A 10,082-nucleotide genomic window follows, 5' to 3' on the forward strand; every position below is an offset into this window, starting at 1 on the left:
TTTTAGGTCAGGGAGTTTTTTCATTCCTCTATCTAATGTCTATCTCGTTCTCTTGTCAAGGGGGTTGAGCAATTACGCGTTTTCTTTGAGAGGCGATTTGGGAATTTCTACTGCTTTGACAGTGAAGGTTCGATTAAACTGTTCTCGGCTTTCTCCAATGCCTTGCTCTAGCACGACGCGAGTAGCAATTACATCTATTTCCCAAACTCCTCTTTTTATTTCTCTCGGTTCTGAGATATGAGAGATATAAACTCCTGAGCGAGTTTTTCCTGAATAAATGGTGTTGGGAACCAGTTGGGCAAGTTCGACCAAGGAAGCTTTACCAAACTCTGATTCCATCATCAAGGAACCCATCCAAGCAGTTGTAGGAACTTTGGCACTGCCTTTAACTTTAATGCCGGGGTCTGGGTCATTTGTGCCGGGAATTTTGCCTGACCAAGCCCAGGTTAAATTTACCCAACTGGATACAAAATTTTGGATAATTTTCGGCTCTCTGTACAGTTCATCTTGTTCTGCAATTCGTGCTGCGGTTCCGTCTTTTAACTGGACAAAGGTAACTTTTCTTTGAGATAAGGCTCTCAAACTGACTGTGTTAACTAAAACAGCAATTGTCAGGAGGCAAACAAAGCTTGTTAGTAGAACAAAGCACAAGGCTAAGGTGTTTTTAGATTCAGGCAGTAAGGGTTGTGATTGTGGAAATTTCATATTATCGAAGGGGATGGCGAGATGGGGGATAGAGAATAGGGAGATAGGGAGGGAATGGATTGGGAAACTGGGTTTGAGTAGTGAGTAACAACTCGGTGCGGTGAAGAAAAAGCTATCGGAATTTCCTTCCCCTAGATCAGTTTTCCAGCAATAACGCCGATCGCGTTACTGGCAATATCTGTAAGCTGTTTGGTGCTATTGGCAATCGCACTGTACAAAGCAGTTCCTCCACCCTTGGCTATTAACACGGCTAGAACGGGAGAAAACACAGCTAAAAAGAATAAAAAGGCGATATCTGTAACTAACTCTGCATCGGACTTTACAATCACTACAGCGACTAATCCAACGACGATGTTGTAGCCCAATTGCACTCCAAATAACGACATAAATCCTATTAACCAAGCCCAGATTGGTTTTCCTTGCAGCGGCAGCAGCGACAAGCCCATTGCAATCGGCCCGAATAGAGCTGTTAGCAACAATGCTGTTTCTAAAATGTTGACAAATGCCCACTGCACAGCTCTAAGAATTAAGCGAATGATGGGCAAGACAGTAGACCTAAAAACTTGTCCGGCAAAATCGCCATTTCCTATATCCTGAAGATTGGCAACATTGCCTAAGTTTTCGACAAATCGCTGCAAGCTTTTGAGAGGCCCTCCATTTTGCTGTTCGGCTGCCTGAAGGATTTGTTGAGCTGACTGTTTTTTGCTGTTCCAACATTCCACTAAAGCTGAGCCAACTTTGCCCTGACATTCGCTGTAGAGTTTTTCAATTTCTTCTTTGCCAGCACTGGTGAGGTTAACGTCGCTCAGGGCAGTTCTGAAGGTCATTTCTCCGACTTGAATTTTCATAATTTCTTGCACTTGAGTGCTGCCTACAGCTTTGATGAATTTGACGCTTTCAGCTAAGACTTTACCGTTGTTGCTGAGAAATACTACAATTACGAGTGGCCAGATAAACATGGCTACTAGCTCTGACCAAGACTGTTTTTCGATGATTTCTTTGCCACTGGTGACAGCGAGGTAAGTAACAGATATTCCCGCCAGAATTAGTCCTAGTTTGACTAAGGCAATCCAGAGAGAGGATTCTTGAGTGTTGAAAGTGTTAGACCAAACTAAATTCCACGATTCGACGGTTTTTTGAGAGACTTCTATGGCATCAGAGAGAGTGTCCAGGGCTTGTCCTGCTGTGCTAGTTTGGGCGATTAGTTGTGTCAGCATCTTTGGAAGGGGAGGGGGAAGGGGAAGGGGAAGGAGAGGGGGAGAGTGGGAGTGGGGAGTGGGAGAGGGGGAGAGTGGGAGAGTGGGAGAGTGGGAGAGTGGGAGAGAACAAGCGGGACAAGCGGAAACAGGAAACCCTTATCCCCTCACCCTCTCACCCCATTCCCCCCCTCACCCCCTCCCCCACTCCCCACTCCCTACTCCCCACTCCCCTTATTCACCCAGGGTGATGCCTCCTGGCATTTGAAACAGTCCGGCTTGAGTAGAAGAAGCGGTAGCCGCCGCAGCATCCTGCCGTCTCTGGGCTGTGTTAATTTCGTTGAGTTCTTCAGCTTGTTGAGCGTTGAGAATGTTGGCAAAACTGCGATCGATTTGAGCTTGCTGGCCCTGCATGACTAAGGCACTTTGATTTTCTGCTGATAAGGCTGCTTGCTTAGCTGCGATCGCACTTTGTTGAGATATGTTTCTCATAATGTTCTGTGTGACATCTTGACCTTCTGAATCAGCACCCAATTCCATTGAATTTTGGCTCTCGCGATTAGTTTGCTCTACGTTTTGCTGGACAATTTCTTTCATCTGAGCTTGCTTTTGTTGAGCTTCTTTACTGAGAGTGGCTTTATTGGCTTCACTGACAGCACTTTCTCTTTCTGCGAGTTCTGCGGTGTTCTCTTTGAGGCTGTAAGAATCTTGCGGTCTCTTCTCTAAAGCAGCGGATAGTTTTGTCCCTTCGCTTTCGGAGGTGTTGCCGTCCATTATGCTTTTAACTGCTTCTTTTAGGTCTGGAACTTTCAATTCTCCCAGGAATGAAGAGAGGGTTGACTCTATTTCACTGCTAAAATTTTCGACTTTATTTAACAAATTGTCCCAGATGCCTGAGATGCTGTCGGAGATGGTGGAGATGGTATCTGAAATTTCGCCTGTTATGCCCCTAATTGTGTTTTCTATCCCTCCTATTTCTTTCTGGTTGCTCAAGAAGTTATTAGCTGATTGTTGGATTTGGCTTTCTATTTGTTGATTGGGAACTGTGAAGCTGGAGCGGTTGAAAGTGCTGCTGTTAGGATTGTTTGAGGTGGGAAGCTGTGTAGCAGTCGGATTGCTGTCAGAAGTTTGAGCTTTTGCTTCAACAGAATTTAGTATTAAGCTCAGCCAAATTGCAGGAATGCCGAGGGCAAGTTTGACAAGAAATTTAGGTGATTTCATCGGTTTTTCTCCGTCTAGCTAGCAATAAGGTCTTGAGGGGATTTGTGTCCATTGATATCAGTGACTCCATTCTTGCCAATATTAGCTAATGAACGCCCTTCTTTAACGGCTTGTACGTATTCAGAGGCAAATTGTTTGAGTGCTAGCATTTGCCCTTTTAACGTATTGGGATATTGAGCCATCACTCGGGCGCGGGCCATCAATTCAGCTTGATTGTTAGCCACACTTGCTAATATCATTTCGCCTGGATAGTATCGGCTTTGCCAGAAACGACCTCCTTTTTCAATTAGCCAATTGGAATAAAGGTCGGCAGCTCTGGGAAGGAAAGCTTCTGTGGCATTCTGGCTAATAATTTCAGCCGGATATCCCAAATTTTTTATCCAAGAAGTGGCTCCGTTTGATGTCAATCTTCCGGTAATTCGATACACCATGTTTTGCATAATCATAGTTCCCGCACTACAATCGCAAATACTGTCGATATCTTGGGATAGCAAGAGCACTGAAATGCCATTCTTTCTACCCACTGCACAGAGTTCGCCTACTACTTCAGCAAATCCATCTTTTTTAAACAAAATCGAAAGTTCGTCTCCGATAAATAGGCTTTTAGGGTGAGAAAGTGCGTTGCGGATGCAAGCAGCGTGGGCGTTAATGGCCATTAAATACTGGTCTTGTTCGTTGCCCAGACCGCTAAGGGCAAAAAACTTAACAGCGGGTTCGGGTGAAAATGTACTCGGTCTGCCAATTGCTTTCCCTAAAGGTGAGGCTAGTAAGGCGTTACATTGAGTGGTAATTTGGTTGATGGCAATGCGGTCGAAGTCGGTAAAGTTTGGCAGATTTAGTTGCTCTTTCGTGCAGAATTTTAGGAGGTTTTTGAGGGTTGGCATTTCTTGCCACGCGGTCGATTTCCAGCCTTTTTCAAAAGCCGTATTGTAGCGCTCAATAATGTCTGGGTCTTCTAGAAATTTTTTCAGAGTTAGTAGCAAAATGGCATCGACTCGCTGCGCTAATTTTGGGTCGCGGACTTTGCCCATGCTGATAATAGTCAGCGCTTTTCTGATAAACTCTTTCCATTGGTCTAGTCGGCGCGATCGCTCTTCTCTGTCGAAACGCCTCAAATCGGGTATTTCAAGTAGATTCGAGCTGCCAGAGGTGATGTCGTAGTACGCACCATCGTCGCCTAACAGTTTCACTGCTGTCTCAAAGGTACTGCCGCTTCCTGCTGAGATGTCCATACCGACTACTGGGATATTAGCCGCTATTGCATCGGCTGCAAATCGCCATCCCAAAACACTTTTACCCGAACCCGACTCGCCTGTTATGACAGCGCGGCTGGTTTGGTTGTGCATGAGGTCAACGTACACGGGTTTGCCGCCTTTGGTGATGAATTCAACTCCTTTTGAGTCGATGTCCCTTACAGTAGTTAACGGCAAAATACCGGGGACAGTTTCGGTGTCTAAGGTGAGGCGGCGTTCGTTAATTAGCGAACTGCTGTGCAACAGCCAGCTTACAGTAATGGGCAAAGTTTCTAGCCACAGTTGCCAAGCAATGTTGCGCTCTCTTAATACCTTGGCAGAGCCGAAGCTGTGGGAGAGCATTTGGCAAGCGTGTGTTAGTTGCTCCGGCGTTGGTCGGTAGACTAAGAAGGTGACAGCAGCGTGAATTGCTCTTGCACCTTTGTACATTTTTTTCTGGGCTTCAAAGGATTCTTCCTGTTTGACTTCTGCTCCTACATCGCGACCTTGACCTTTTTCTAAAGCGCGTTTTTTGGCACTTTTTGATTGTTTAGCTTGCCTTGCTAAGTTGTCTTGAATAATAAAGTTGGGAGCGGCGCTAATTTCGACAACGGCTTCAGTATCGCGGACGTAGCTGTTGCTCATAATTTTCCAGAGCCATTGCAGTTGCTCTCTAGTATTGAGCCAGCCGCCGGGGCCCTCTTCCATTGTTAGCACGCCGCATTCTGCGTTTCTGCCGGGAAGCAAAATGCGTGAGCTAGCTTTTCTGTGTTCCGGGCAGCTCGAACGGCCGCTCATACCTTCAATTAAAATGGTGCAGGCGTGTTTGTGACTGTTGAGGGTTTCGGTTAGTTTGTAGTCGGAGGCGGTTTCTTTTAAGGTGAGAAGTTGGGGGATAGGGGGTACGGGTGCGCTGTTGAATTTTTGCCACAGCCATCCCCACAATGCTTGGGCATTCATGGGTTGAATTTCCAGTCCAATTTTGGTGTTTAGCAAGAGTTCCCACCGGATATAGCCTTGCTCGAAAGCGTCGAGCAGCAGTTGTTTGTAAAAGCGTTCAGAGTAGATGCGCTGGTTGCCTGTAAATTGTGCAGCAATGCTGTTGGCTGTGTTGATAATTCCATTGATGAATTTACTCAGAGGGTCGTTGGATTTGGAGCCAGATTGAGCGTTGAATGTCCAAGTGCAGAAAATAGTTTGGTTCCACAGTTGTCGGGTACCCGCTAAGTTGAGTTCTTGAATGCGTTTCTGTTCGTTACGAACGAGTATAGAAATGGGTTTGAGGTGACAGTTATCAGCCAATTCAGTTAACTGTTGCTGGCGAAGGCAATCGCTGCTGTAGCAGCCGGTGTGAAAGGTCATTTTTTCGCCTGGGGGAATGTCTTTTAGCCCTTCTTCTAAGGCGGTGGCTGCATTGTTTACTTCATGGCGGTACAGGATGTTGTGAAAGCCAGCCGTCTCGAATCCGAATACAATTTGGTATTGACTGCCTTCATTCAGTAAGTAACCAGAAACTTCTCGACCATCCTTTTTGATAGTGACTAAACACAGGAGGTTTTGGTAGTTTTGGAAGGGCATAAGTCGGCTGTTACCTCCTTGTTGAGTGGGAGCAACTTTGGGTTTAAGTTTGACTCGGACTTGTGAATCGCTGATTCGGTGGCGAATCGGGTTTGGTCGGTGTTGGGGAACGGGAGAAAGGTATAAAAGATTACCGTTGTACCACTCATTCCCCGGCGGAGGTTTAAACCTGTCTACAAAAAGGTGAGGTTTGTTACCTGTCAGGAGCCACCAGCTTACAATTAGCCAGAAAGCAGTGATGAAAAACCAAGGCATTCCTAAGCTGAATAGGCCGTTGGTGAGGATGTAGGAAATTACAGTGATTAGCATCCAGGGAATTAGCTGTTCCGCTGGAATGATGCCGATGCTGGCTTGTTTGCCGAGAATTTTGTTGACGGAAATAAAGTCTTTATCTGGGTCTTTAAGCATGGTAATAGGGGGAGGGGGAAGGGGAAGGGGAAGGGGAAGGGAAGGGAAAGCCAGGTTGTTATTAGTTTCAATCGCTACTAATTTGTGTTGGGAAGGGAGGGTAAGGGAAAAATTAGAGGGGAGTGTTAGCTAGTAACATCTAGTATTCAGTGTTCCTAATTAAAAAAATAGGAAGGGTGGAACAAGGTGAGTAAAATCACGTTCTTCTCAAGGCAAGCGAGATGATTTTTGATAAGTAAGAGAAGAAGGTTTAACTCAAAACTAGAAAATTTATTCTTCCCATTCCCATTCCCATTCCCATTCCCCTTCTTCCCTAAGCTCCGCCTCCTCCGCCATTGCCAACGAATAAAAAAGTTATTACATCAATGGCAATTACAATGGCAAAGGCTAAGGCAACTTGGGTAACAATTGGTCTCCAGTCATTACCTTGTTGTGCTTGGTTGTAGGCGAAAAGAGAAGCGGCTGCTACTAACAAAAGAAATGCTCCGCGAATTAAGTTGAAAATCAGTTCGATGACTTCGGTATCAATAGCTTCGCCTCCTGCTGAAGAGGCTCCTTCTGCGAGTTCTTGCATAAATTCTTCTAAGCCGGAGAGGAAGAGGGCGTTGGCTGGGGAATCGAGTACGGAGCAAAGCGCAGTAGAGGTGATAATGGCAGTGGCAATGTGCCAAAAGCGAATTTTGCAGCCAATGTATCGCTCTACAATGGGAATAGCTCTAGTGAGATGCCATAAACTCAAAAACACAATGCTGGAGCAGCCTAAAGTCGCAATTAAGAGCGGGTCGTGAATGCTGAAGTAGATGAGCGAGGCTAGGCAAATGCCGAGGAATGGAAGGTCGCCCAGTTTGATTTTCTGTTGTTTTAACCAGCGTGATAATGAGTTGCGGTTTCGTTCATTTCTTGTTTGGTCTAAGTAAGTAGCCATGTCACTATCTCGATTAATTTAGTGCTTTAATGTTAATTTAAGTTGCATCTAATCCCTGCAAAATCGCCAAAAAAGGTGATTTTATACAGTGAGAGTGACCCCCTCCAAATGGAGGGTGCAAGTGAAAAAAGTTATTTCAAATTTCCATTTCGGTCTCAGTTTTTCTCGCTTCCTGCTTGTTGGAGTTCTGGTTTGGAGCAAGTTGCTGTTGGGAGAGGAGATTTTCAACTACTTCTGGTGGAATGTCGCACAGAAGTACCTCAAGATTACCTTTTTGGAGGCTGGCCTCAAAAACTATCTCGCTGTGAGAGTTAAAGCCTTTGACAGTACCCTTCGACTTGGATTTATCGCTGAATTCGACTTCAAAGTCGAGGCGCGAGCCTTGGGAATCGGTAAAGCTCACTTCATCCTGACCGCTTCTCTTTACCATTTCAGCTAGACGTTCTTGGTTGAGAGCTTGTTGAAAAATCTTTAAGCGGTCGAGTTCTTCTTTTTCTTCAGGTTTCAGGAAGTCGTTTGTAACTTCCCATTCTCCAGTTTTATCCTGTACTGCTGAAAACAGTTCCTCGCCTTCCTTAGTTTTTAAGCTGACAGCGGTAGAGAAGTCAAAATTTGTTACATAAAGTTTGGCTTGTCCAAAATCTACGCCGTCTTCTAATGCAATGCCTTCCGCATTTGCTTCTTCTTCAGCTAGGCTGTAAATTTTTGCCAGTGTTGCTGCAAGTTGGGCATCCTGAGTAAGATTTTGGGCTGTCACAGTGATTTTTTTAGCAGTAGCGCTAGCGCTGCTAGCTGGGATTGTTGATTCTAATGAAATTTTTTCACCTATTTCTGTTCCGTTTTGTACGAATTCGTCGCTGAGGGATGGAGTTGAGCTGTCGGGTGGTTCTAATTTTGCATCGCCAGCTTGAACACCTGTCTCGCTTTTTTGAAGAGAAAGTTTGTTCTCTAAAGCTTCTATTCGCTCTTCTAGGGTATCGAGTCGCTTTTCAAGTCGGTTGAGTGCTTCATTTATTTGTACGAGCTGTTCTTCAAAACTCGCCTCTGTGTCAATCTTAATAGAAGCCGTTTTTTCATAATTGTTGTCTCTCACACGACCGGAAATTTTATCAACTTTTCCGTGGACTTTGCTAACAGCTTTAGCTAAGAGCATACCGGGTGTTGAGACAAATTCGGCATCCGGTTCAGGTAAGATGTTTTGTTCCGGTTCTGGCTTCGGTTCAGCTATTGGTAAAGCTTCGGATTCGACCCTTGCATCTGCAACTGAATCCGCTTCAACCAAGTTGGTAACCCGCTGCGAGAGCGAGTCAGCTCGCTGGCTTTGAGCTTTGAGCCTTTTGACAATACCGACAACTTGGCGCTCTTTTCCAGCCCCAAGAGCAGCTTCTATAATTTGAGAAGCTGCTTTTTTCCCCATCAGAGTAGCGAGAACCGCAACTTGAGTGCTCAGGCCGCTGACAGTTGTACCTTCTACCTCACTTCCAGAAATGGCTGTTCTACCACTAACTTGTACAGCAGCATCGAGGATACTATCGATGTTCTGGTCGTTTGATTTTTTGCCTTGAGGTCGCTGTTGGCTCGTTCGGGTTTTTAAGGGTGTGCGTGCTAAGGATTCAGCAACTTCTACCGCTTCATCTGTCTGAAGTTTTCTTTTGGCTTGGGATTTAGCTGATAATTCTTCGTCTTCCAAATCTTCTCGCTCATAGTTTTGAAGGTGGCTTTTAGTTTGAGGCTTAGCTTTAGGTTGAGGTTTTTTGACTTCAAACTCATCTAACTCACTTAGCTCATCTCTCGGAGAGCGGCTTAAGGCTTTAGATTTAACCAGTGGTTCTTCCGACTCCAACTCCTCTACGTCATCTTTTCGGGGTCTTCTTTTGGTTTGAGAGTTGGGTGATGGCTCGTCGTCCTCCGAATTTTCTATTTCATCTTTTTTGGATTTGATATTGGCTTTAGATTTCGATTGGTGCGATGGTTCATCATCTTCTAAGTCATCTAGCAAATCGTCTTTTTTAGACTTGTTTGCCGTTTGAGATTTCGATCGACGCGAGGGTTTATCATCCTCTAATTCATCTAGTAAATCGTCTTTTTTAGACTTAGTTCCAGCTTTAGATTTAGACTTGGGGGAGGGTTGCTCCTCATCCAATTCATCTAGTAAATCGTCTTTCTTAGACCTTGTTTTAGTTCGAGGCGAATCGAGTAATGCTTCAATTCCTGTTTTAGTAAATCGGTTGTCGTCCGGCTCTCCCAAGTACTCCATCATGTACTTTCCTGTGGTAGAGCCGTACTCGGGTCGATCGCTCAAACTGAGGACGAGTCCGTTGTGCTTGACCTCCACGCTAATGCCAGGTTTGCCGTCTGCTTCCGTTAGTTCTTCAATTGCATCGGCAAAATCTTCTACGCTGGTGAGTCCGTTTTCCAGGCAGTAATCTAAAGCTTTCTCGCAGCGATTTCTTAGGTAGTTGAGGATTTTCTTGCCCTCGGCTGTGTTAGGGGTGATGTAGTTTCCCTGGCTTCGGCTTCGGTATGCTGTTTTTGTAGCCATAATCTTTGTGGCGGCGTGAGTGGATATTTCCCATGAAATTCGAGCAGTATGGCTACTGACTTCACTCGGAAGAGCGGTTTTGGGGAGTTAAACTGACCCCCTCCAATCGGAGGGGGAATTGTCGTCTACTAATAAATAGTTCCTGTTTGGAACTCGCTAAAAAACTAACTGTTCGGTCAACGAGCTTTCTTGGCGTTCCAGGGTAAGAGCATCTCAATCAAGCTTGACAAAAGGAGTTGAGAACAGTCATCATATAATCATTATTCATAGAAGCC

6 protein-coding genes are annotated in these 10,082 nt (G+C 45.2%); all 6 read right to left on the reverse strand.

The genetic code is table 11. The features are described from left to right. Nucleotides 1–72: 72 nt before the first annotated feature. The 6 genes from QUA33_RS26550 to QUA33_RS26575 all read right to left on the reverse strand — a co-directional run bounded on the left by QUA33_RS26550 (nucleotide 73) and on the right by QUA33_RS26575 (nucleotide 9,807). Nucleotides 73–705 (reverse strand): hypothetical protein, encoded by a 633-nt coding sequence (locus QUA33_RS26550; protein ID WP_333152550.1) that lies wholly within the window; start codon nucleotides 703–705, stop codon nucleotides 73–75. A gap of 131 nt (nucleotides 706–836) precedes the next feature. Then, on the reverse strand, nucleotides 837–1,922 hold the full coding sequence (locus tag QUA33_RS26555; RefSeq protein WP_333152552.1) for a hypothetical protein: 1,086 nt from the start codon (nucleotides 1,920–1,922) through the stop codon (nucleotides 837–839). A gap of 213 nt (nucleotides 1,923–2,135) precedes the next feature. Beyond that, complete coding sequence (locus tag QUA33_RS26560; RefSeq protein ID WP_333152554.1) at nucleotides 2,136–3,122, reverse strand: hypothetical protein; 987 nt, start codon at nucleotides 3,120–3,122, stop codon at nucleotides 2,136–2,138. Between the two features lie 14 nt (nucleotides 3,123–3,136). Further along, nucleotides 3,137–6,340, reverse strand: coding sequence for a hypothetical protein (locus QUA33_RS26565; protein ID WP_333152556.1), 3,204 nt, complete (start codon nucleotides 6,338–6,340; stop codon nucleotides 3,137–3,139). Between the two features lie 313 nt (nucleotides 6,341–6,653). Beyond that, nucleotides 6,654–7,265 (reverse strand): hypothetical protein, encoded by a 612-nt coding sequence (locus tag QUA33_RS26570; RefSeq protein WP_333152558.1) that lies wholly within the window; start codon nucleotides 7,263–7,265, stop codon nucleotides 6,654–6,656. Between the two features lie 136 nt (nucleotides 7,266–7,401). Next, nucleotides 7,402–9,807 (reverse strand): hypothetical protein, encoded by a 2,406-nt coding sequence (locus QUA33_RS26575; protein ID WP_333152560.1) that lies wholly within the window; start codon nucleotides 9,805–9,807, stop codon nucleotides 7,402–7,404. Nucleotides 9,808–10,082 lie beyond the last annotated feature (275 nt).

The organism is Microcoleus sp. Pol14D4 (genome assembly GCF_036701245.1).
In the GTDB taxonomy this organism is placed as follows: Bacteria; Cyanobacteriota; Cyanobacteriia; order Cyanobacteriales; family Microcoleaceae; genus Microcoleus.